Origin of the sequence: Salmonella sp. SSDFZ69, assembly GCF_004010755.1 — a bacterium.
Lineage (GTDB): Bacteria > Pseudomonadota > Gammaproteobacteria > Enterobacterales > Enterobacteriaceae > Salmonella > Salmonella enterica.
In genome coordinates, this window is sequence record NZ_CP034831.1 from 4,015,434 (window position 1) to 4,037,445 (window position 22,012).

General features: G+C 54.4%; 21 protein-coding genes and 1 pseudogene. 12 read left to right on the forward strand and 10 right to left on the reverse strand.

Annotated features, from left to right (window positions below; genetic code table 11):
- Positions 1-41 precede the first annotated feature (41 nt).
- From argF to EOS98_RS19920, 3 genes are all read left to right on the forward strand, one after another.
- The gene (gene argF / locus EOS98_RS19910; protein ID WP_000237031.1) at positions 42-1,046 is read left to right on the forward strand and encodes an ornithine carbamoyltransferase; all 1,005 of its coding nucleotides are present in this window, start codon (positions 42-44) and stop codon (positions 1,044-1,046) included.
- 55 nt (positions 1,047-1,101) lie between these two features.
- Entirely contained in the window at positions 1,102-2,505 is a 1,404-nt protein-coding gene (locus tag EOS98_RS19915) for a YfcC family protein (RefSeq protein ID WP_000514435.1), read from the forward strand.
- A 186-nt stretch (positions 2,506-2,691) separates the two neighbouring features.
- Positions 2,692-3,180 (forward strand): arginine repressor, encoded by a 489-nt coding sequence (locus EOS98_RS19920; RefSeq protein WP_000666051.1) that lies wholly within the window; start codon positions 2,692-2,694, stop codon positions 3,178-3,180.
- Here the strand turns inward: EOS98_RS19920 and EOS98_RS19925 are convergent.
- A pseudogene (locus tag EOS98_RS19925) lies at positions 3,150-3,291 on the reverse strand (hypothetical protein). The gene EOS98_RS19920 and the pseudogene EOS98_RS19925 sit on opposite strands and share 31 nt — an antisense overlap.
- On the opposite strand from EOS98_RS19925, the gene pyrL reads away from it, so the two are divergent.
- The 4 genes from pyrL (at position 3,271) to ridA (ending at position 5,280) form a co-directional block, all read left to right on the forward strand.
- Complete coding sequence (pyrL, locus tag EOS98_RS19930; RefSeq protein ID WP_000249504.1) at positions 3,271-3,372, forward strand: pyr operon leader peptide; 102 nt, start codon at positions 3,271-3,273, stop codon at positions 3,370-3,372. The pseudogene EOS98_RS19925 and the gene pyrL sit on opposite strands and share 21 nt — an antisense overlap.
- Positions 3,373-3,407: 35 nt before the next feature.
- On the forward strand, positions 3,408-4,343 hold the full coding sequence (pyrB, locus tag EOS98_RS19935; protein ID WP_000013055.1) for an aspartate carbamoyltransferase: 936 nt from the start codon (positions 3,408-3,410) through the stop codon (positions 4,341-4,343).
- A 12-nt stretch (positions 4,344-4,355) separates the two neighbouring features.
- On the forward strand, positions 4,356-4,817 hold the full coding sequence (pyrI, locus tag EOS98_RS19940) for an aspartate carbamoyltransferase regulatory subunit (protein ID WP_000148567.1): 462 nt from the start codon (positions 4,356-4,358) through the stop codon (positions 4,815-4,817).
- A 76-nt stretch (positions 4,818-4,893) separates the two neighbouring features.
- Entirely contained in the window at positions 4,894-5,280 is a 387-nt protein-coding gene (gene ridA / locus EOS98_RS19945; protein ID WP_000047544.1) for a 2-iminobutanoate/2-iminopropanoate deaminase, read from the forward strand.
- An 88-nt stretch (positions 5,281-5,368) separates the two neighbouring features.
- On the opposite strand, the gene mgtA is transcribed toward ridA, so the two are convergent.
- Positions 5,369-8,077 (reverse strand): magnesium-translocating P-type ATPase, encoded by a 2,709-nt coding sequence (gene mgtA, locus EOS98_RS19950; RefSeq protein WP_000920869.1) that lies wholly within the window; start codon positions 8,075-8,077, stop codon positions 5,369-5,371.
- Positions 8,078-8,217: 140 nt separating this feature from the next.
- Positions 8,218-8,316 carry a mgtA regulatory leader peptide MgtL gene (gene mgtL / locus EOS98_RS25185; RefSeq protein ID WP_105789234.1) on the reverse strand — a complete coding sequence of 33 codons (99 nt, stop codon included), beginning with the start codon at positions 8,314-8,316 and terminating at the stop codon, positions 8,218-8,220.
- Positions 8,317-8,460: 144 nt separating this feature from the next.
- Between mgtL and treR the strand changes: the two genes are divergently transcribed.
- From treR to nrdG, 5 genes are all read left to right on the forward strand, one after another.
- The gene (treR, locus tag EOS98_RS19960) at positions 8,461-9,408 is read left to right on the forward strand and encodes a trehalose operon repressor TreR (protein ID WP_126524328.1); all 948 of its coding nucleotides are present in this window, start codon (positions 8,461-8,463) and stop codon (positions 9,406-9,408) included.
- Between the two features lie 137 nt (positions 9,409-9,545).
- On the forward strand, positions 9,546-10,964 hold the full coding sequence (gene treB / locus EOS98_RS19965) for a PTS trehalose transporter subunit IIBC (protein WP_000048817.1): 1,419 nt from the start codon (positions 9,546-9,548) through the stop codon (positions 10,962-10,964).
- Positions 10,965-11,013: 49 nt separating this feature from the next.
- Positions 11,014-12,666 (forward strand): alpha,alpha-phosphotrehalase, encoded by a 1,653-nt coding sequence (gene treC, locus EOS98_RS19970; RefSeq protein WP_126524329.1) that lies wholly within the window; start codon positions 11,014-11,016, stop codon positions 12,664-12,666.
- A 408-nt stretch (positions 12,667-13,074) separates the two neighbouring features.
- Positions 13,075-15,213 (forward strand): anaerobic ribonucleoside-triphosphate reductase, encoded by a 2,139-nt coding sequence (nrdD, locus tag EOS98_RS19975; RefSeq protein WP_000187818.1) that lies wholly within the window; start codon positions 13,075-13,077, stop codon positions 15,211-15,213.
- A gap of 120 nt (positions 15,214-15,333) precedes the next feature.
- Positions 15,334-15,798 carry an anaerobic ribonucleoside-triphosphate reductase-activating protein gene (nrdG, locus tag EOS98_RS19980; RefSeq protein ID WP_031605772.1) on the forward strand — a complete coding sequence of 155 codons (465 nt, stop codon included), beginning with the start codon at positions 15,334-15,336 and terminating at the stop codon, positions 15,796-15,798.
- A 3-nt stretch (positions 15,799-15,801) separates the two neighbouring features.
- On the opposite strand, the gene EOS98_RS19985 is transcribed toward nrdG, so the two are convergent.
- From EOS98_RS19985 to EOS98_RS20015, 7 genes are all read right to left on the reverse strand, one after another.
- Complete coding sequence (locus tag EOS98_RS19985; protein ID WP_000220577.1) at positions 15,802-16,086, reverse strand: type II toxin-antitoxin system RelE family toxin; 285 nt, start codon at positions 16,084-16,086, stop codon at positions 15,802-15,804.
- Entirely contained in the window at positions 16,076-16,318 is a 243-nt protein-coding gene (locus EOS98_RS19990; protein WP_000212724.1) for a type II toxin-antitoxin system RelB/DinJ family antitoxin, read from the reverse strand. Before EOS98_RS19990 ends, EOS98_RS19985 begins: the two co-directional genes overlap by 11 nt.
- 77 nt (positions 16,319-16,395) lie before the next feature.
- Complete coding sequence (locus tag EOS98_RS19995; protein ID WP_140902122.1) at positions 16,396-18,309, reverse strand: BglG family transcription antiterminator; 1,914 nt, start codon at positions 18,307-18,309, stop codon at positions 16,396-16,398.
- Between the two features lie 16 nt (positions 18,310-18,325).
- The gene (dagF, locus tag EOS98_RS20000) at positions 18,326-19,066 is read right to left on the reverse strand and encodes a 2-dehydro-3-deoxy-phosphogluconate aldolase (protein ID WP_126524331.1); all 741 of its coding nucleotides are present in this window, start codon (positions 19,064-19,066) and stop codon (positions 18,326-18,328) included.
- Positions 19,063-20,181: a DgaE family pyridoxal phosphate-dependent ammonia lyase gene (locus tag EOS98_RS20005; protein ID WP_126524332.1), complete on the reverse strand. Its 1,119-nt coding sequence runs from the start codon at positions 20,179-20,181 to the stop codon at positions 19,063-19,065. The genes dagF and EOS98_RS20005 overlap by 4 nt, the downstream gene beginning before the upstream one ends.
- Entirely contained in the window at positions 20,165-21,298 is a 1,134-nt protein-coding gene (locus EOS98_RS20010) for an amidohydrolase/deacetylase family metallohydrolase (protein ID WP_126524333.1), read from the reverse strand. The genes EOS98_RS20005 and EOS98_RS20010 overlap by 17 nt, the downstream gene beginning before the upstream one ends.
- A 58-nt stretch (positions 21,299-21,356) precedes the next feature.
- Positions 21,357-22,001 carry a DUF4310 family protein gene (locus EOS98_RS20015; RefSeq protein WP_000392128.1) on the reverse strand — a complete coding sequence of 215 codons (645 nt, stop codon included), beginning with the start codon at positions 21,999-22,001 and terminating at the stop codon, positions 21,357-21,359.
- Between the last annotated feature and the right edge of the window lie 11 nt (positions 22,002-22,012).

The window sequence follows — 22,012 nt, forward strand, 5'->3', positions numbered from 1 at the left end:
CGCAGCGCCATCAGGCAATTCATTTTAACAAGGATATTGTAATGGTTATTTCACTGAAAAATCGTAACTTTTTGAAGCTGCTTGACTACACCCCGGCGGAAATCCAACACCTCATCGATCTGGCTATTGAGCTGAAAGCCGCAAAAAAAGCCGGATGCGAAAAGCAAACACTGATCGGCAAAAACATCGCGCTGATTTTTGAAAAAACCTCTACCCGCACCCGATGCGCGTTTGAAGTCGCCGCGTTCGACCAGGGCGCGCAGGTGACTTATCTCGGCCCAAGCGGCTCGCAGATCGGCCATAAAGAGTCCATGAAAGATACTGCTCGCGTCCTGGGGCGGATGTATGACGGCATCGAATATCGCGGTTTTGGTCAACACATTGTGGAAGAGCTGGGGGAATACGCGGGCGTTCCCGTCTGGAACGGCCTGACCGATGAATTTCACCCCACACAGATCCTGGCCGATCTAATGACCATGCTGGAACATGCGCCGGGTAAAACGCTGCCGGAACTGAGCTTCGCCTACCTGGGCGACGCGCGCAACAACATGGGCAACTCGCTGATGGTGGGCGCGGCGAAGATGGGCATGGATATCCGCCTGATAGCGCCAAAGTCCTTCTGGCCTGATGCCGCGCTGGTCGCGCAGTGCCGGGAAATCGCCAGCGTTACCGGCGCTCGTATCACCTTAACGGAGAGCGTTGAAGACGGCGTTCACGGCGTGGATTTCCTCTATACCGACGTCTGGGTCTCGATGGGAGAACCCAAAGAAGCCTGGGCGGAGCGCGTCAGTCTGATGACGCCATATCAGGTCAACCAGCAGGTGGTAAACGCTACCGGTAATCCTGATGTGAAGTTTATGCACTGCCTGCCCGCCTTCCATAACGAGCACACCAAAGTGGGACGCGAAATCGAAATGGCTTACGGCCTGAAAGGACTGGAGGTCACGGAAGAGGTGTTCGAGTCCGCAGGCTCGATAGTCTTCGATGAAGCGGAAAACCGGATGCACACCATCAAAGCGGTCATGGTGGCGACGCTCGGCGACTAATCCCACAGGATATGCGCCCTTGCGGCGCATATCCGTGATATCAGGAGAGAACATCATGGGTAAATTTAAATTTCCCACCGCTTATACCATCCTGTTTATTCTTATTGCCCTGGTCGCAGTGATGACCTGGATTGTGCCGGCGGGAAAATACCAAATGGCGATGAACGCCACGCTGGGAAAAGAGGTGCCGGTGGCGGGAACGTATGCCCCCGTGGACGCGCATCCGCAAGGGATTACCGCTGTTTTACTGGCGCCGATTGACGGCCTCTATAACCACGAAACCTACACTGCCGGCGCCATTGACGTCGCGCTGTTTGTCTTGATTATCGGCGGCTTTCTGGGGGTGGTGAATAAAACGGGGGCGATTGATGCCGGTATTGAACGGGTAACAGTCAAACTCAACGGCAAAGATGAGTGGATGATCCCCATTCTGATGGCGCTGTTCGCCGCAGGCGGCACTATCTATGGCATGGCGGAGGAGTCGTTGCCCTTCTACACGCTGCTGGTACCAGTCATGATGGCGGCCCGCTTCGATCCGTTAGTGGCGGCGGCAACCGTACTGCTCGGCGCAGGGATAGGCACGCTCGGTTCGACCATTAACCCTTTCGCCACGGTCATTGCCGCCAACGCCGCCGGCATCCCTTTTACTCAGGGAATGCTGATGCGCGTACTGCTGTTAATTGTCGGCTACGTACTGTGCGTGTTTTGGGTAATGCGCTATGCGCGCAAAGTCCGCGCCCATCCTGAGCTTTCTATCGTGGCGGATAAAATGGAGGAAAATCGCGCCCATTTCCTTGGCAATCGCGCCAATACACTGCTGGAGTTTACGGCTACCCGGAAATGGGTGCTGCTGATCTTCGCCGCCTCTTTCGCGGTGATGATTTACGGCGTGGCGGTTCTCGGCTGGTGGATGGCGGAAATCTCCGGCGTTTTTCTGGCGGCGGCGATTATCGTTGGCGTGATAACGCGGATGGGTGAGGAAGCGTTCACCAGTACCTTTATCGACGGCGCGCGGGATTTGCTTGGCGTGGCGCTAATTATTGGTATCGCGCGCGGCATTGTGGTGGTCATGGATAACGGTATGATTACCCACACCATTTTGCACAGCGCGGAAAGTCTGGTTTCCGGTCTATCTACCACCATTTTCATAAACGTAACCTACTGGCTGGAAGTATTGCTCTCCTTCCTGGTGCCCTCCTCTTCCGGTCTTGCCGTATTGACGATGCCCATTATGGCGCCGTTAGCGGATTTTGCCCACGTACAGCGGGATTTGGTCGTAACCGCCTACCAGTCGGCCTCCGGGATTGTGAACCTGGTTACTCCCACCTCCGCCGTGGTCATGGGCGGTCTGGCGATCGCCCGGGTTCCCTATGTCCGCTATCTGAAATGGGTCGCCCCGCTGTTGCTGATCCTGACATTGCTGAATATGGCGGTACTGAGCATCGGAGCGATGATGTAACGAGCCAGATGGTGACGCGTCTTATCCGACAGGACTGATAAGCACAGCGCCATCAGGCACGCCGTCACCTTTTTTGATCGGCTTCTCATTTTCCTGCAAAACCGCCCGATTGATCCGCAATCGATGTGACAAATGTGATGAATTTCGCCAGTCCGTTGATATTAATAATAAAGATAAGGTGCATTTATGAAGGAATACGATGATTACTCCGCCAAAGAACAACAGCAACTGGCGGTTTGTCAGCGCCTGATTAGTGAAAAAAGTTACCTGTCCCAGGAGGAGATTCGCCGCGATTTACAAAATGAGGGATTTGAAGGTATCAGTCAGTCTACGGTTTCGCGCCTGCTCAAGCTGCTGGGCGCAATAAAAATCAGAAATACGAAAGGACAAAAGATTTATTCCGTAAATCCCCAGCGGCGTCCTTCGCCGGATGCCGGACGTTCAATAGCCGAAATGGTCGTCAGCGTTGAACATAATAGCGAATTTATCCTTATCCATACGGCGGCAGGTTATGGTCGCGCCGTCGCGAGAATTCTGGATTACCACGCATTGCCGGAAATTCTCGGCGTCGTTGCCGGTAGCAGTATTGTCTGGGTCGCACCGCGGGTCGTTCAGCGCACGGCGCTGGTACACAAACAAATTAATTATTTGCTTAAAATGAATTTAAATTCATAAGAACCGTTTGCGACAAGTAAATCATGCATTAATTCGCTTGATCCCAAAACAGAGCTGAGTATAATCGCGGACAATTTGCCGGGAGGAAGCATGGTTCAGTGTGTACGACATTCTGTCTTACCGCGTCTGAAAAAAGACGCAGGCCTGCCGTTTTTCTTTCCGTTGAAAACCAATACCAAGCCCCTCAATTGAGGGGCTTTTTTTTGCCCAGGCGTCAGGAGATAAACATGGCTAACCCGCTATATCAAAAACATATCATTTCCATAAACGACCTCAGCCGCGACGATCTTAATCTGGTACTGGCGACGGCGGCGAAATTAAAAGCCAACCCGCAGCCGGAGCTTTTGAAACATAAAGTGATCGCCAGCTGCTTTTTCGAAGCCTCCACGCGTACCCGCCTGTCGTTTGAAACTTCAATGCATCGCCTGGGCGCCAGCGTAGTGGGCTTCTCCGACAGCGCCAACACGTCGCTGGGGAAAAAAGGAGAAACGTTAGCCGACACGATCTCAGTGATTAGCACTTACGTGGACGCGATTGTGATGCGCCATCCGCAAGAAGGCGCGGCACGTCTGGCGACGGAGTTTTCCGGTCAGGTGCCGGTGCTCAATGCGGGCGACGGTTCGAACCAGCATCCGACGCAGACCCTGTTGGATCTGTTTACCATCCAGGAAACGCAGGGCCGTCTGGATAACCTGCATATCGCGATGGTCGGCGATCTGAAATATGGCCGCACCGTGCATTCGCTAACCCAGGCGCTGGCGAAATTTAGCGGCAACCGTTTTTATTTTATCGCGCCGGACGCGCTGGCGATGCCGCAGTACATTCTGGATATGCTGGATGAAAAAGGAATGGCCTGGAGCCTGCATGGTTCTATTGAAGAGGTCATGGCCGACGTCGACATCCTCTATATGACTCGCGTACAGAAAGAGCGTCTCGACCCGTCGGAGTACGCCAATGTGAAGGCGCAGTTTGTTCTGCGCGCCAGCGACCTGAACGGCGCGCGTGAAAATATGAAAGTGCTGCACCCGCTGCCGCGGATTGATGAAATCACCACGGATGTGGATAAAACGCCACACGCCTGGTACTTCCAACAGGCGGGCAACGGTATTTTCGCTCGCCAGGCGTTACTGGCGTTGGTACTGAATAGCGAACTGAGTCTGTAAGGGAGAAAAGCGATGACACACGATAACAAACTGCAGGTTGAAGCCATTAAATGCGGCACCGTGATTGACCATATCCCTGCGCAGGTAGGCTTTAAACTGCTGAGTCTGTTTAAATTGACCGAGACCGATCAGCGAATCACTATCGGTCTGAATCTCCCGTCTGGCGAGATGGGGCGTAAAGACTTAATCAAAATAGAAAACACCTTCCTCACCGATGAGCAGGTTAACCAACTTGCTCTGTACGCGCCGCAGGCCACCGTTAACCGCATCGACAACTACGACGTAGTCGGGAAATCACGCCCCAGCCTGCCAGAGCGTATTAATAATGTGCTGGTTTGTCCGAACAGCAACTGCATCAGCCACGCGGAACCGGTATCCTCCAGCTTTGCAGTGAAAAAACGCGCCAATGATATCGCCCTCAAATGCAAATACTGTGAAAAAGAGTTTTCGCATTATGTGGTGCTGGCCAACTAATTTGGGTTGGTTATGAGATCCCGGCTCCCTATAATGAGCGGGGACATTCTATTACCGCTGTAATTCAGGAGAAATCATGAGCAAAACTATTGCGACGGAAAATGCACCAGCAGCAATCGGCCCATACGTACAGGGCGTTGACCTGGGTAGCATGGTAATCACTTCCGGTCAGATTCCGGTTGATCCGAAAACCGGTGCCGTAGCGGAAGACGTATCCGCTCAGGCACGTCAGTCGCTGGAAAACGTTAAAGCTATCGTGGAAGCCGCTGGCCTGAAAGTAGGCGACATTGTGAAAACGACCGTATTCGTGAAAGACCTGAACGATTTCGCGACCGTCAACGCCACCTACGAAGCCTTCTTCACCGAGCACAACGCCACCTTCCCGGCGCGTTCCTGCGTGGAAGTTGCCCGTCTGCCGAAAGACGTGAAAATTGAGATTGAAGCGATCGCTGTTCGTCGCTAACGCTCGTTTATAGATAGTGGCCGGATGGCGCTATCGCTTATTCGGCCTGGTATGCCATCCAGGCCGATAATTCACAATACTTCGACGCTTACTGCCAGCCATAACGTCGGCTGTAAAACCCTTTCACCAACTGGGTTAACGTCATATAGCCCGCCAGAATAGCAATCAGCCACGGGAAATAGCTTAACGGCAGCGCCTGCAACTGCAGGTAAGACGCCAGGGGCGAAAACGGCAACGAAACTCCCACCACCATCACCAACAATGTCATCGCCATCAGCGGCCAGGCGGCGCGACTTTGAATAAACGGCAGACGACGGGTACGGATCATATGCACAATCAGCGTTTGCGACAGTAATCCCACCACAAACCAGCCGGACTGGAACAAAGTTTGCGTTTCTGGCGTATTCGCATGAAATACCCACCACATCAGACAAAAGGTCAAAATGTCGAAAATCGAGCTGATCGGACCGAAAAAGACCATAAAGCGCCCCAAATCAGCCGGATTCCAGCGCTGCGGCTTTTGAATTTGTTCTTCATCGACATTATCAAACGGAATCGCCACCTGGGATACATCGTACAGTAGGTTTTGAATCAGCAAGTGCAGCGGCAGCATTGGCAGGAACGGCAAAAAGGCGCTCGCTACCAGCACGCTAAACACGTTACCGAAATTTGAGCTGGCCGTCATCTTGATATATTTCAACATATTAGAAAAAGTACGACGACCTTCAATGACGCCTTCTTCCAGCACCATCAGGCTCTTTTCCAACAGAATAATATCGGCGGCTTCACGGGCGATGTCCACCGCGCCATCTACCGAGATACCAATATCCGCTGCCCGCAATGCCGGGGCATCGTTAATCCCGTCGCCCATAAAACCGACCACATGCCCCTCGCGTTTGAGTAAAGTGACGATGCGCTCTTTATGCATCGGCGTCAGACGCGCAAACAACGTCGTACGGGCGGCCAGCGCCGCCAGCGCGTCGTCGCTTAACCCTTCAATATCACTGCCAATAATGACATCGCCCGCATCCAGCCCAACTTCATGGCAAACTTTCGCCGCTACCAGCTCGCTGTCGCCGGTGAGAATTTTCACCGTAATTCCGCTCGCCTTCAGCGCTTTCAACGCCGGCGCGGTGGTCTCTTTCGGCGGATCGAGAAAAGCGATATACCCTTCCAGAATGAGGTCAGACTCATCGATACGTTGGTAATCGCCCTCACGCGCGGGCAGGTATTTGGTCGCGACGGCGACCACGCGTAGCCCCTGACGGTTCAGCGTGTCGGTAACGCGTTTCACCCGGCGCAGCATATTGTCGTCCAGCGGCACAATATCGCCGTTGTGGCGCACCTGAGTACACACGTTCAGGATCTCCTGTAACGCGCCTTTGCAGACCAGTTGATGCACGCTCGAATCTTCGGCCACCACCACCGACATCCGGCGACGCTCAAAATCAAACGGGATCTCATCGATTTTCTGCCAGCGTCCGGAGAGCTGACGCGCGGCGGTTTCGTCTACTCCCTCCAGGACCGCCGTATCCAGTAAATTTTTTAGACCGGTCTGATAATGGCTGTTCAGCCAGGCGCAATGCAGTACATGCTCGCTGGGCTTACCAGAAATATCCGTGTGATTCTCCAGCACAATTTTATCCTGCGTCAGAGTGCCGGTTTTATCAGTGCACAGAATATCCATCGCGCCGAAGTTCTGAATCGCATCAAGGTGCTTCACGATAACTTTCTGTTTCGAGAGCTTCACCGCCCCGCGCGCGAGGGTAGAGGTGACGATCATCGGCAACATTTCCGGGGTGAGCCCTACCGCGACCGAGAGCGCAAATAGCGCCGCTTCCCACCAGTCACCTTTCGTGTAACCATTAATAATCAGTACTACCGGCGCCATGACCAGCATAAAGCGGATCAGCAACATACTGACGCGGCTAATTCCTTTCTGGAAAGCGTTCTGCTCGTTATCTTGTTCCGAAACGCGCCCCGCCAATTGACCAAACCAGGTGCCGGCGCCGGTCGCCATCACCACGGCCTGCGCCGTTCCGCTCACGACGTTCGTCCCCATAAAGCACAGCGTGTCGCACTCAAGCGGGTTATTTTGCCGGGGCTCACGCGTCGCGGCGACTTTCTCGACTGGCAGAGATTCGCCGGTCAGCGACGCCTGGGCGACAAACAGATCGCGCGCCTGGATAATCCGTAAATCCGCCGGGATCATATCCCCCGCCGCCAGCTTAATAATATCGCCGGGCACCAGTTGATCGATGGGTAATTCCAGCCAGGCATTTTCGCCATTTTCATTAATAACCCGCAGTACGGTAGCGGTATTGCTCACCATCGCTTTTAGCGCGTCCGCCGCTTTTGTCGAGCGCGCTTCCTGCACAAAATTCAGCAGCGTTGAGATACCGACCATCAGGGCGATAACGCCTGCGGCAAACAGATCCTCCGTGGCATAAGAAATGCCGCCAAGAATCGTGAGTAAGATGTTGAAAGGATTGCGATAACATACCCACAGATGCACCCACCACGGCGAGGGTTTCTGTGCCGGAAGGCGGTTTTCGCCATGCTTTTCACGCGCGCGCGTCACCTCGGCAGCGTTTAATCCCTCCGGGTGCGTATCAAAAACGCGCCAGAGAGTCTCCTGCTCCATTGCCGCGACTTTCAGACAGCGCTCGCTCAGCGAAGGCGGGATAGTCGCATTTACCGCGGTCTGCGCGCCGGGCAGCGGATCGCGGTGAACCAGACGATAAGGCAAATGACGATTAAGCCGGGCAAAAAGCTGGCGGGTAATGGTTTTTAGCATAGGTAATCCCTCCGCGCCGAAGTCAGGCGCAGAAAATTCTTCAGGCATGGCAAAGCCTTGCCCGATGAGCAATGTTTAAATAAAAACAGGGACGTTATCGTGTCACTGTCTTACACACCGGTAAGACAGCAGAGGCAGGCTTACCGGAAAAGGAAAATTCTCCATCGCGGGAGAGGGGTGGGTTCAGGGTCCATGTCGCCTCCGGTAAGTAAATAATTTGCGCCGCGGATTATACGCATAAATCCATAAGTTTTGTGGCAATTATGGCGGTATCATACCGTTACGTAATTAAACCAACGATAAACCAGACTTTGCCCATTGCCCTTCGCTTGAGTAAAGTTACTCTTTTTATCACCATCAGCGTCACGCCACGGGAAAACAGGATGCAAAACCGGCTCACTATCAAAGACATCGCCCGCCTGAGCGGCGTAGGGAAATCAACCGTTTCCCGCGTGCTTAACAATGAAAGCGGCGTAAGCGAACGTACCCGCGAGCGTGTCGAAGCGGTGATGAATCAACACGGTTTCTCTCCGTCCCGCTCCGCCCGCGCGATGCGAGGACAAAGCGATAAAGTGGTCGCTATTATCGTCACTCGCCTTGATTCGTTGTCTGAAAACCTCGCGGTTCAGACCATGCTGCCTGCGTTTTACGAACAGGGCTACGACCCTATTATGATGGAAAGTCAGTTCTCGCCGACGCTGGTAATGGAACATCTGGGCATGCTCAGACGACGTAACATTGATGGCGTGGTGCTGTTTGGCTTTACCGGCATCACAGAAGAGTTGATCGCCCCCTGGAAAGCCTCGCTGGTGCTGCTGGCAAGAGATGCGCAAGGTTTTGCCTCCGTCTGTTACGACGACGAGGGCGCGATTCATATCCTTATGCAGCGGCTGTATGAGCAAGGACACCGCAACATTAGCTTTCTGGGCGTTCCCCATAGCGATATTACCACCGGCAAACGTCGGCATGACGCATACCTGGCGTTTTGCAAAAAACATAAACTTCATCCCGTCGCCGCCCTGCCCGGTCTTGCCATGAAGCAGGGTTATGAGCATACGGCAAGCGTCATCATGCCGGATACCACCGCGTTAGTCTGCGCTACCGATACGCTGGCGTTGGGCGCCAGCAAGTATTTACAGGAGCAACGTATTGAAACGCTGCAACTGGCAAGCGTCGGGAACACGCCGCTGATAAGATTCCTGCACCCGGAGATCGTCACTGTCGATCCTGGCTATGCTGAAGCCGGACGGCAGGCGGCTTCGCAGCTGATCGAACAGATCAATGGCCGCTGCGATCCGCGCCGGATCGTCATTCCTTCTACCCTCGCCTGAGTGACTGATTAAACGAAATACCACGAGTAATTTGTGATCGTCGCTGCGTTTCGGGAACGTTCCCATTTTTAAACCAACATTGAAGAGATACTCTTGCGCCAACCCATAACTTACCTCCTCTGCCATGAGGCTTTACGATGAGCAAAGTAAAACAAGCCGATATCGACCGGCTGATTGACCTGGTCGGCGGGCGCGACAACATCGCCACGGTGAGCCACTGCATTACTCGCCTGCGCTTTGTGCTCCACCAGCCCGCGAACGCCAGGCCAAAAGAGATCGAACAATTACCGATGGTTAAAGGCTGTTTCACCAACGCCGGGCAGTTTCAGGTGGTGATTGGCACCGACGTTGGCGATTACTATAACGCGCTGCTGGAGACCACCGGCAAAGCGTATGCCGATAAAGAGCAGGCCAAAAAAGCCGCTCGCCAGAACATGAAGTGGCATGAGCAGTTAATTTCCCACTTTGCGGAGATCTTCTTTCCACTACTACCGGCGTTGATCAGCGGCGGTTTGATCTTAGGCTTTCGTAACGTGATCGGCGATGTGCCGATGAGCAACGGCCAAACGCTGGCGCAGATGCATCCGGCGCTAAAAACGCTTTATGATTTTTTATGGTTGATCGGCGAAGCGATCTTTTTCTATCTGCCGGTGGGGATCTGCTGGTCGGCGGTGAAAAAAATGGGCGGCACGCCGATTCTTGGTATCGTGCTCGGTGTGACGCTGGTGTCGCCGCAGTTGATGAATGCGTATCTGCTGGGCCAGCAAACACCAGACGTCTGGAACTTCGGCTTATTTAGCATTGAGAAAGTGGGCTACCAGGCGCAGGTTATCCCGGCGCTACTGGCAGGGCTGGCGCTTGGGTTTATTGAAACGCGGTTGAAACGCATCGTGCCGGATTATCTCTACCTGGTCGTCGTCCCGGTGTGTTCGTTGATACTGGCCGTCTTTCTCGCCCACACCTTTATCGGCCCCTTTGGTCGTATGATCGGCGACGGCGTGGCCTTTGCGGTACGTTATCTGATGACCGGCAGTTTCGCCCCGATAGGCGCGGCGCTGTTCGGCTTCCTGTATGCCCCGTTGGTCATTACCGGCGTCCACCAGACAACGCTCGCTATCGATATGCAGATGATCCAGAGCATGGGCGGTACGCCAGTCTGGCCGCTGATTGCGCTGTCGAATATCGCGCAGGCCTCCGCCGTGGTGGGCATCATCATCTCCAGCCGTAAACACAATGAACGCGAGATCTCCGTTCCTGCCGCCATTTCCGCTTACCTTGGGGTAACCGAACCGGCGATGTACGGTATCAACCTGAAGTATCGTTTTCCGATGCTGTGCGCGATGATCGGCTCTGGTCTGGCGGGACTGCTCTGCGGTCTGAACGGCGTCATCGCCAACGGTATCGGCGTGGGCGGCCTGCCGGGCATCCTGTCTATACCGCCGCGCTACTGGCAGGTGTACGGCATGGCGATGGTTATCGCGATCGTGATCCCGGTGATTCTGACCACCTTTATCTATCAGCGTAAGCATCGTCAGGGCACATTACAAATTGTCTAATACTTCTTCGGGGCGCAGTTGCGTCCCAACGCACTTGCAGGAAACAACAATGACTATTCCCCTCTGGTGGCAAAACGGCGTTATTTATCAGATCTACCCGAAAAGTTTTCAGGACACGACCGGCAGCGGCACTGGCGATTTACGCGGCGTCACGCAGCGCCTTGACTATCTACAGCGACTCGGCGTGGACGCCATCTGGCTCACGCCGTTTTATATCTCGCCGCAGGTGGATAACGGTTATGACGTCGCAAATTATACGGCTATCGACCCGACCTACGGCACGCTGGATGATTTTGACGAGCTGGTCGCGCAGGCGAAAGCACGCGGTATTCGTATCATCCTGGATATGGTGTTTAACCATACTTCTACCCAGCACGCCTGGTTTCGCGAAGCGCTGAACAAAGAGAGCCCATACCGTCAGTTTTATATCTGGCGCGATGGCACGCCGGATGTCTGCCCGAATAACTGGCAATCCAAATTCGGCGGCAGCGCCTGGCGCTGGCATAGCCAGAGCGAACAATATTATTTACACCTTTTCGCGCCTGAACAGGCTGACCTGAACTGGGAAAACCCCGCCGTACGCGCCGAGCTGAAAAAGGTCTGCGAATTCTGGGCCGATCGCGGCGTGGATGGCCTGCGTCTGGACGTGGTGAACCTGATCGCCAAAGATCAGGATTTTCCTGACGATCCGACGGGCGACGGACGCCGCTTTTATACCGACGGACCGCGCGCGCATACGTTTTTACGCGAAATGAACCGTGACGTTTTTACGCCACGTAATCTGATGACGGTAGGCGAAATGTCCTCTACCACGCTGGAAAACTGCCAGCAATATGCCGCGCTTAGCGGCGACGAACTCTCGATGACCTTCAATTTTCATCATCTGAAGGTGGATTACCCCAATGGCGAAAAGTGGACGCTGGCAAAACCTGATTATGTGGCGCTGAAAGCGTTGTTCCGCCACTGGCAACAGGGGATGCATAACGTCGCCTGGAACGCGTTATTCTGGTGTAATCACGATCAGCCGCGCATCGTTTCCCGCTTTGGCGACGAGGGTGAATACCGGATTCCAGCCGCGAAAATGCTGGCGATGGCGCTGCACGGTATGCAAGGGACGCCTTATATCTACCAGGGCGAAGAAATCGGCATGACCAACCCACACTTTACCCGCATCACCGATTATCGCGACGTGGAAAGCCATAACATGTTTGCCGCGCTACGCGCCGCCGGACGCGACCCCGACGAACTACTGGCTATCCTGGCCAGTAAATCCCGCGACAACAGCCGCACGCCGATGCAGTGGGACAACGGTAAAAACGCCGGTTTCACCCAGGGCGAGCCGTGGATAAGCCTGTGCGATAACTATACGGAGGTTAATGTCGCGGCGGCATTACGCGATGAAAACTCGGTGTTTTACACCTATCAAAAGCTGATTGCGCTACGTAAAACCCAGCCTGTACTGATCTGGGGCGATTATCAGGATCTCCTCCCGGATAGCCCATCAGTATGGTGTTATCGCCGCCAGTGGCAGGGGCAAACCCTGCTGGTCGTCGCCAATCTGAGTGGCCAGTGTCAGGAGTGGCATCCGCCGCATATCAAAGGACAGTGGCAGGCGCTACTGCACAATTATGGCGAGGTCGCCAGCCAGCCAGCCGCGATGACGCTCCGCCCATTTGAAGCCATCTGGTGGTTACAACGCTAACGCGACGTCCTTATACGGATAAACGCCACAAACCTATTGACACGGGCTGTGGCGTTGCTCCAGGTTACTGTCTGTTTTTGTTGAATAATTAATCAGATTTTTCTTGCTATCTTTTACAAACGCTACAGCGCCCGCCATCTGTACGCTCTGATTTTTACCTTGTTCTACATCAATAAAATTGCAAACATCCTTGATGCAAATCACTACATATAGACTTTAAAATGCACGCCGACCCAATATGTTGTATTAATTGACTACAATTGCTACAACACCTGTTCACTCGACACAAGGTGAATTGTGGATAACCTGGGTCAGGATTGCGGGAAGTCGTTGGAAAAGAGATGAATAAACCTGTTATGGCTTCCCCGGCCTCTGTGGATAACCTGTTCTTACAAATATGGAGTGATCATGACACCGCATGTGATGAAACGAGATGGCTGTAAAGTGCCATTCAAATCAGAGCGCATTAAGGAAGCCATTCTACGTGCAGCTAAAGCAGCGGGAGTCGATGACGCAGATTACTGTGCCACCGTCGCAGAAGTCGTTAGCAGCCAAATGAACGCACGCAGTCAGGTGGATATTAACGAGATCCAAACTGCGGTTGAAAACCAACTGATGTCCGGCCCGTACAAACAGCTTGCCCGCGCCTACATCGAATACCGTCACGATCGCGACATTCAGCGTGAAAAGCGTGGTCGTCTGAACCAGGAAATTCGCGGCCTGGTAGAGCAAACTAACTCCGCGTTGCTCAATGAAAACGCCAACAAAGACAGTAAAGTCATTCCCACCCAGCGCGATTTGCTGGCCGGGATTGTCGCCAAACACTATGCCCGCCAGCACCTGTTGCCGCGTGACGTAGTACAAGCGCATGAGCGCGGCGATATCCACTATCACGATCTCGACTATTCGCCGTTCTTCCCGATGTTCAACTGTATGTTGATCGACCTGAAAGGCATGTTGACCCAGGGCTTTAAGATGGGTAACGCCGAGATCGAACCGCCGAAATCAATCTCTACCGCCACTGCCGTTACCGCGCAGATTATCGCGCAGGTCGCCAGCCATATTTATGGCGGCACCACCATTAACCGTATCGACGAAGTGCTGGCGCCGTTTGTCACCGAAAGCTACAACAAGCACCGCAAAACCGCCGATGAGTGGCAGATCCCGGATGCCGAAGGGTATGCGCGTTCTCGCACCGAAAAAGAGTGCTACGACGCCTTCCAGTCGCTGGAATACGAAGTTAACACGCTGCACACCGCTAACGGCCAGACGCCTTTCGTGACCTTTGGTTTTGGCCTCGGCACCAGTTGGGAGTCGCGTCTGATCCAGGCGTCTATTTTGCGTAACCGTATCGCCGGTCTGGGTAAAAATCGCAAAACCGCCGTGTTCCCGAAACTGGTCTTCGCTATCCGCGACGGTTTGAACCACAAGTTTGGCGATCCGAACTACGACATTAAACAACTGGCGCTGGAGTGCGCGAGCAAGCGCATGTATCCGGACATCCTCAACTACGATCAGGTGGTCAAAGTCACCGGTTCGTTCAAAACGCCAATGGGCTGCCGCAGCTTCCTCGGCGTGTGGGAGAACGAAAACGGCGAGCAGATCCACGACGGGCGTAACAACCTGGGCGTGATTAGCCTTAACCTGCCGCGCATCGCGCTGGAAGCAAAAGGCGACGAAACCGCATTCTGGAAACTGCTGGATGAACGTCTGGCGCTGGCGCGGAAGGCGCTGATGACCCGTATCGCCCGCCTTGAAGGCGTGAAAGCCCGCGTCGCGCCTATCCTGTATATGGAAGGCGCCTGCGGCGTGCGGCTGAAAGCGGACGACGACGTGTCTGAAATCTTTAAAAATGGTCGTGCGTCCATCTCTCTGGGCTACATTGGTATCCATGAAACCATTAACGCGCTGTTCGGCGGCGAACACCTGTACGACAGCGAGCAACTTCGCGCTAAAGGCATCGCGATTGTGGAGCGTCTGCGCCAGGCCGTGGATCAGTGGAAAGACGAGACCGGCTACGGCTTTAGCCTGTACAGCACGCCAAGTGAAAACCTCTGTGACCGCTTCTGCCGTCTGGATACCGCCGAGTTCGGCGTGGTGCCGGGCGTAACCGATAAAGGTTACTACACCAACAGCTTCCACCTCGACGTGGAGAAGAAGGTTAACCCGTACGACAAAATCGATTTCGAAGCGCCGTATCCGCCGCTGGCGAACGGGGGTTTCATTTGCTACGGCGAATACCCGAACATTCAGCACAACCTGAAAGCGCTGGAAGATGTCTGGGATTACAGCTATCAGCATGTACCCTATTACGGCACCAACACGCCGATCGATGAATGCTACGAGTGCGGCTTTACCGGCGAGTTCGAATGTACCAGTAAAGGTTTCACCTGCCCGAAATGCGGCAACCACGATGCCGCGCGCGTCTCGGTCACCCGCCGCGTGTGCGGTTATTTAGGCAGCCCGGACGCACGCCCGTTTAACGCCGGTAAGCAGGAAGAAGTGAAGCGCCGCGTGAAGCATTTAGGCAACGGGCAGATCGGTTAATTTCCGTTTGCAAAGACCGTAGGCCTGATAAGACGCAATCGCGTCGTCATCAGGCATCACAATGTTGCCGGATGCGGTGCAAGCACCTTATCCGGCCTACATGCTTTCTGGACACCCGCTATGCGCTACCACCAATACTACCCCGTAGACATCGTTAACGGCCCCGGCACCCGCTGCACCCTGTTTGTGTCAGGGTGCGTGCATGAATGCCCTGGCTGCTACAACAAAAGCACCTGGCGGCTCAATTCCGGCCAGCCGTTTACCAAAGAGATGGAAGATAAGATCATTGCCGATCTGAACGACACGCGCATTCACCGTCAGGGGATCTCGCTGTCGGGCGGCGATCCGCTGCATCCGCAAAACGTACCGGATATCCTGGCACTGGTACAACGCATCCGCGCAGAGTGCCCGGGGAAAGATATCTGGGTGTGGACCGGCTACAAGCTCAATGAACTCAACGCCGCGCAAATGCAGGTGGTCGATCTCATCAACGTGCTGGTCGATGGCAAATTTGTGCAGGATCTGAAAGACCCGGCGCTTATCTGGCGCGGTAGCAGCAACCAGGTAGTGCATCATTTGCGTTGATCGCTAAAGCCGTTTGTTTGCATCGTGATAGACGGCTGAATGTTCTCGCTTGCCGACCGCAACAACAAACACAATCACAACGTCATCCCGAACCTGGTACACCAGGCGATAACCGGACGATTTAAGCTTAATTTTATAGCAGTCAGGAAGATCGTTTAAACGGGCAGAGTCGATTCTGGGGTTCAATAGCACATCAGCCAACTTTTTCTTAAGCTGAGCCTTCACCGTATCGCCCAGCTTATGCCACTCTTTTAAGGCCCTCGGGTCGAATTCCAGTTCATAAGTCATCCAGACTAACCTTGATTCCCTTTTGCGGACTAGACAGCCTCTCCCGAACTGTCTGAATCAATGCATCTTCACTGTCGCTAAGAGTGACGGTTTTCACTGGCATGCGCCCCGTTTCCGCGACGTACTGGAACAGTAATCGCACGGCTTCCGTTGGAGTAATGTTCAGTTTTTCCAGCACGGCATAAGCCTCATTTTTGAGTTTGTCATCCAGACGGACGTTCAGCGTGGCCATTATGCCTCCAGTAGAATCGAATGTGTAATGCAGTTTAGCATTACATTCGCATTACATCGAATTCTGGATAACGCCTCTCAAAAACGACTCACGCACTCCATCGCGACCGTTTTAAATTGCGTAAAATTCTGACATGCGCAGAGGCGCGTCATGGCGCGTTCGCGCAGGAAAGTGACGAAAATATCGTAGATGGCCATCGCCTCTTCATATTCACTTTTGCTGATGGCGAGTAAAAAAATAACGTGCGCCGTTTCATCACCCCAGGCAATCCCCTGCGGCGCGAGCACCGTATAAACCACCGTTTTCTTCGCCAGCAGCCCCAGCGCGTGTGGCAAGGCAATCCCGTCGCCTAATAACGTACTGACAATAGCTTCACGTTCAATAACCGAATCGAGAAACGCCGCATCAACAAAGCCTTCCTCATGCAACTGATCGCACAGCGTTTTAAACAGCGTCTGTTGATCTATTTCCCCTTCCACAATGCGAAAATGCGAGGCATCGAAATATTTATCCAGCATCCACGGACGGGTTCTGTCCACCAGCACCAGCTTACCGATCTGCTCCAATTGATAGTCGGTAGGAAAGGGCGCGATCATGATGACCGGCTTATCTTTTTCGCCGATCCGCGCCGTGGAAATCACAAAATCCTCCACAATACTGTCCCGCGCCTCATAGTCGCGTAGCGTCAGAGTGCGGGCAATCTCAATCTGCGGGTATTTCCGCGCCAGTACCGCTTCAATCATCCGCACCATCGCATTACCAGCATCGCACACCAGCAGTACCTGCGGCTGCCGCTGGTAGCCAATGTTGTAACTACGTTCCAGCCCAACGCCAATATGCAGCACCAGAAAACCGATTTCGTTTTCGCTAATGGTATACGGCGTGTATTTTCCCCAACTCGATATCGCCGCCAACGTCATATCCCATGCCATCGGATAGTGCTGCTTAATATTTTCCAGTAGTGGATTGGGGATCATGATCTGGTAGCGCACGCGGGTGATCATCGTTTTGATGTGGGTCAGCAAGTCCGCGTGAAGCTGTTTATCATTCAACAGGTTATAGTTGTACTGGGTATTAATAAAATTGAGGATATAGCGCACCAGCGCCTCTTCATCATCGGCATTAATGGCGCTGGGGGCAATCTCCTGTACCTGGCGGGCGGCAATATGCACCTTCAGCCAGCTTACTTCCGGCTCCGACAGCGGCTTGTCGGCAAGCTGTTGTAGTAGCTCCGCAATCTCATGCGCCGCATGGCGCACTTTTTCATCGACCTCCTCTGCCACGCATTCCGATAACGGATACCCCTCGCGAATACGCCGTACCGCCACCGCGCAGTATAAACGCAGAAACAGCTCGCCCTCATCGGTCAGGCGGATTTGACAATGAGAGAAAATATCCGGCAAAAGAGACTGCAGCCGTTGAGACAACTCGGTGTTCAGCGTGGTACTAACAATTAACGGATGGGAGGGCTCCTGCTGCGCCAGCGTCCATAAAAGGTCGGTCAGACAGGCGCGAATCGCCATCTCTCCGCCAAACAATTTCATGCCATGACGCGGACGCGTTTCCAGCGTCAGATGATAACGCAGCAAATGCTCGCGCACGTCCGCCATGTCGTTCTGCAACGTCGCACGGCTGACAAACCATTCATCTGCTAAATCCTCCAGCTTCAGCGAGAAGGCGGAGGTTAAAAAACGCGCCAGCAAATAGTGTATCCGCTCCTGGCTGGTGCGCGGACCGCGCGCCAGGGCGGGAGATTGCTGCGTTTGCAGGGATTGATAACGTGCCGGATCATCAATTTTGAGCTGATACCCGTTGCCGCGGCTGAGAGTAAATTGCGCGCCATGCGGCGTCAGCAACATGTTCAGCGCGGCGATATCCGCCCGAACGGTACGCGTGGAGACCGACAACCGCTGCGCCAGCTCGTCCTGCGGCAGCGTCTCGTTTTGCAGCATCGCAAATAGCTGCGCTAAACGTTGGTTGGGGAATCGCACGTCTCTCTCCTCATGATTAGCCGACACGCGACCGGACGATAGCGAGTAACTGACGCACATCGTCCGCACGGGTGTTGCCGCTCACCTTATCAATAATCGAACTATAAATGTGAGGAATGATTTTGCTTACACCTGCATCAAGGGCGATGTGCAGAATCTCGGCGAAGTTTTTCAGATCGATGCCGCCCGTCGGTTCCAGCCAGAAATCATGGCGGGCGCAGGCCTCAGCCACCGCTTTATACTCGTCGCGACAGGTGAGTCCTCCCATCGGAAAGTATTTAACAGAGCTGCCGCCCATGTCTTTGAGTAGCGCAATCGCCGTTTCTATGGGTACGATGCCGTCCGGCGTGCGGCTGCTTAGCGGGCCGGTGGAAATTTTCACCAGCCCCGGCGTGCCGGTCGGCGAGACAAGACCGTTCACCACCGTCTCGTTTTGCCCCAGCAGCGCCCGGCTGGCCCCTACGCCGGTAAACACCTGGTTGACATGCTGCGGCTGTACCTGACGCGAGATTTCGCTCACCATCGCCGACTGGTTAGGATCGCCTGCCCCCAGTCCGACGGAGAGCGCATTGTCGATAAGCGCCGCATATTCACGCATATCCGCGACTGCGCTTGCCACATCTGGGTAGTTTTTGGAGAGCACGCCAACCAGCACATGACCTTCCGCCGCCGCGTAGATTTCCCGGGCGTTATCTTTCGAACCGGCCAGTACGTTCAGGCAAACGCGATCGCGGTAAAAGTTAGGGGTCAGTTTCATGCTTGTTTCTCCTGATTAATCACCTCGCCAATACGACGCGCCACAATCGCTAACTGCGTGCGATCGACGCTGCGGACATCCGCTTCAATAATCCCTTCGTTGGCTTTGTATCCGCGAAAGTAAATCGCGTATTCCCCTTGCTTCAGCGCGTCGACCAGGTCGCCAGTGGCGATGCCGGTAACGGCTTCATCAAACTTAATTTCCGTGCGCGCGATGTCGCGTCCGGCGCTGTCCCACACCGCACGGGCGCTGACGCCGTTAAACGTGTTCAACGTGTCGATAAAGGGCGCCATTTTTTCTACCATCTCCGCGCCGCTCTCTTTTTGCGCCCGCAGGTACAATTCAATGGCGCAGGTCAGGCCAACAATTCCCTCTTTGCCGACCTTCATCGCCCGGCCAATGCCCGCTGACTGACGTTTTACCCACTCAACATACTGCGTTTTGCCAATCACCAGCCCGCTGGTCGGCCCTTCAATCGCTTTCGCGCCGCTATAGATAACGAGATCTGCGCCCACGCGGTAGTAGCACTGCAAATCTTCTTCCGCCGCCGCGTCCACAATCAGCGGAAGATTATGCGTGCGCGCCACCACCGCAGCCTGCTCCACGCTGAGCATACTTTTCTGTACACAGTGGTGAGATTTGATATACAGAATAGCCGCCGTGTGTGGCGTAATGGCCGCCGCCAACTGCGCGGCGGAACATTCGTTGGCGTAACCGGCTTCTACCAGTTTGCCGCCGCCCAGCGCCACCATCGTTCCCACCGGCGCGCCAAAGTTGACGTTGTGGCCCTTTGGCAGGACGATTTCGTTATTTTCAATCGGTGTAACGTGCAGGTTTTCCAGCAGCCAGTCGCTGTCCTGAACCAGTACCGCGGCAACCGACTGGGCAAGGCCCGCACTGGCGCAGGAGACTACCGTCGCCCCTTCCACCTCCAGCAATTTCGCAATGTACTCGCCGGTTTTATTCACCAGATCTTTCATCTCGAAATACTGATTCATTCCGGCCATCGCCGCGTCTATCACTTCCGGGCGCGGCGTAGAGACGCCGAGCGCCGTCATACGTCCGGAGGCGTTAATCACCTGTTTTAATTGATACTTCTCAAAAATCGAAGGCATGTTCCGCGCTCCCTTGTTCGGTCATATAGCCCTTGCCTGCGCGTATCGCGGCAAGCGGCGTCAGCAATTCTTCAGCCTGTAAGCTGTCGTTTTCCGCGTCTACCAACACGGTGGGCTGGCGTTTAAGCGTAAAGAGGGTCAGGTCGGCATCCAGACCAGGCTGAAGACGACCTTTGGTTTTCAGATTCAGGCTATCGGCGGCATTGGCCGTCACGCACGCAATGACCTGCGGCAGCGACATGCCGATGGCGAGGAATTTCGACATCACATTAGCCAGCGAATGCACCGGGCCATTGATGCGGTTACGGCAGTAGATATCGGAACTGATGGTATGCGGTAAAATCCCCAGGCTAATGGCGCGTTTCGCCACCGCAAAGCTCAGGCTGGCGGTACCATGCCCAACGTCCAGACGCGCGCCGCGCGCCAGCGCTCGTGTCACCGAGGCGCGCAGCTCGCCTTCCGGCGTCAGAATACGGTTCGGCTTACCGTTGTAACAGTGGGTAATGATATCGCCCGCCGTCAGACGCTCCGCGATTTCGTCCAGATCCGGCGGGTTATTGCCAATATGCACCATCAGCGGCAGGTTGCCGTTTTCTTGCTGCATGGCTTTAGCGCGTTCCAGCGGCGTGATGCCGTTAACGCCTACCACGCTGCTGCTCATCCGCGCCTTGAGGCCGACGATAAAATCCGGATGGCGTTTTACCGCCTGTCGGACCGCATCGGCGTCAATATTGGCCATGTTAGCCAGTTCATTCTGAGCTATCAGCCCGACGCGGGAAATATTCAATAGCGCATAAACGTCGGTGGTCGCCTGACGCGTCAGAGCATAGAAATCATCAATGTCGTCTGCGCCAGTGCTGCCGGCATCCACCACTGTGGTAACGCCAGTGGCAATACCCACGCTGTCCGGTTCGTCGTGATAAATCGGTGATGTCGGGTAGCAGTGAACGTGAGAATCAATCCAACCCGCACTAACGTAACACTCGCCGCGCAGGTCAATGGTTTTCACCGCCGGACCATCAACGTCACCCAACGCCGCGATTTTGCCATCTTGCAGGGCAATATTAGTCAGCGTGTCATCGACCAGACGCGCATGGCGCAGGAGTAAATCAAACATCGTTCTCTCCTTTGCCGGATGGCGGCGCAACCGCCTTATCCGGCCTACAAATCAACAGTTAGCTAATCGCAACCGGGAAGATGGAACCGAGGATCATCGCGCCTAAAATCGCGCCGCCGGTAATCGGCTTCTGCCAGATATAAAACAGCAGCGCGCCCACCAGAGAGCCCAGACCAATGGGAATCGATGCCGTCATGGCGCTGAGGATAATCAACGGCCCCAGAAAACGACCTGAAGTGTTACCGGCCCCCATCATGACGTCCGCTCCGTACGTGGAGTCGCTCTGATTGATGGTGAACTTACGCGCCAGAATAATGATGTAGCCAATCGCCAGGCCAATCACCAGACCGGTTATCAGCGAAGCGATAAAGTTCGCCACCGGGAAGACAAAGCCGGCCCCCAGCAGTAACGCCGGAACCCCTAAGCCCACGCCGGTCTGAATTGCCCCGCCGATATCCAGAATTCCGACCAGCGAACCTTCGATAATGCGGGCAAATAAAAAGCTGGCGCCGAAAGCGGCGACCGCGCCGTAGACGCCGGTATCCATCCCCGCTTTCAACATCGCCACAAAAGCGACTTCGTTAAATGCGCCGATACCGTACAGATAGTACATATGCGTCCCGGCGAAAACGCCGGAGGAGAGCAGGCCAACAAAGATCGGGAACGACCAGTCGGCATACCAAAAACCTTTATTCTCTTCCATTGTGGCCTCCG

What these genes read in the sequence shown, in the direction of transcription:
- argF (WP_000237031.1), top strand. Translation starts at nt 42, where the DNA reads ATGGTTATTTCACTGAAAAATCGTAACTTTTTGAAGCTGCTTGACTAC.
- EOS98_RS19915 (WP_000514435.1), top strand. Translation starts at nt 1,102, where the DNA reads ATGGGTAAATTTAAATTTCCCACCGCTTATACCATCCTGTTTATTCTT.
- EOS98_RS19920 (WP_000666051.1), top strand. Translation starts at nt 2,692, where the DNA reads ATGAAGGAATACGATGATTACTCCGCCAAAGAACAACAGCAACTGGCG.
- pyrL (WP_000249504.1), top strand. Translation starts at nt 3,271, where the DNA reads ATGGTTCAGTGTGTACGACATTCTGTCTTACCGCGTCTGAAAAAAGAC.
- pyrB (WP_000013055.1), top strand. Translation starts at nt 3,408, where the DNA reads ATGGCTAACCCGCTATATCAAAAACATATCATTTCCATAAACGACCTC.
- pyrI (WP_000148567.1), top strand. Translation starts at nt 4,356, where the DNA reads ATGACACACGATAACAAACTGCAGGTTGAAGCCATTAAATGCGGCACC.
- ridA (WP_000047544.1), top strand. Translation starts at nt 4,894, where the DNA reads ATGAGCAAAACTATTGCGACGGAAAATGCACCAGCAGCAATCGGCCCA.
- mgtA (WP_000920869.1), bottom strand. Translation starts at nt 8,077, where the DNA reads ATGCTAAAAACCATTACCCGCCAGCTTTTTGCCCGGCTTAATCGTCAT.
- mgtL (WP_105789234.1), bottom strand. Translation starts at nt 8,316, where the DNA reads ATGCGTATAATCCGCGGCGCAAATTATTTACTTACCGGAGGCGACATG.
- treR (WP_126524328.1), top strand. Translation starts at nt 8,461, where the DNA reads ATGCAAAACCGGCTCACTATCAAAGACATCGCCCGCCTGAGCGGCGTA.
- treB (WP_000048817.1), top strand. Translation starts at nt 9,546, where the DNA reads ATGAGCAAAGTAAAACAAGCCGATATCGACCGGCTGATTGACCTGGTC.
- treC (WP_126524329.1), top strand. Translation starts at nt 11,014, where the DNA reads ATGACTATTCCCCTCTGGTGGCAAAACGGCGTTATTTATCAGATCTAC.
- nrdD (WP_000187818.1), top strand. Translation starts at nt 13,075, where the DNA reads ATGACACCGCATGTGATGAAACGAGATGGCTGTAAAGTGCCATTCAAA.
- nrdG (WP_031605772.1), top strand. Translation starts at nt 15,334, where the DNA reads ATGCGCTACCACCAATACTACCCCGTAGACATCGTTAACGGCCCCGGC.
- EOS98_RS19985 (WP_000220577.1), bottom strand. Translation starts at nt 16,086, where the DNA reads ATGACTTATGAACTGGAATTCGACCCGAGGGCCTTAAAAGAGTGGCAT.
- EOS98_RS19990 (WP_000212724.1), bottom strand. Translation starts at nt 16,318, where the DNA reads ATGGCCACGCTGAACGTCCGTCTGGATGACAAACTCAAAAATGAGGCT.
- dagF (WP_126524331.1), bottom strand. Translation starts at nt 19,066, where the DNA reads ATGAAACTGACCCCTAACTTTTACCGCGATCGCGTTTGCCTGAACGTA.
- EOS98_RS20005 (WP_126524332.1), bottom strand. Translation starts at nt 20,181, where the DNA reads ATGCCTTCGATTTTTGAGAAGTATCAATTAAAACAGGTGATTAACGCC.
- EOS98_RS20010 (WP_126524333.1), bottom strand. Translation starts at nt 21,298, where the DNA reads ATGTTTGATTTACTCCTGCGCCATGCGCGTCTGGTCGATGACACGCTG.
- EOS98_RS20015 (WP_000392128.1), bottom strand. Translation starts at nt 22,001, where the DNA reads ATGGAAGAGAATAAAGGTTTTTGGTATGCCGACTGGTCGTTCCCGATC.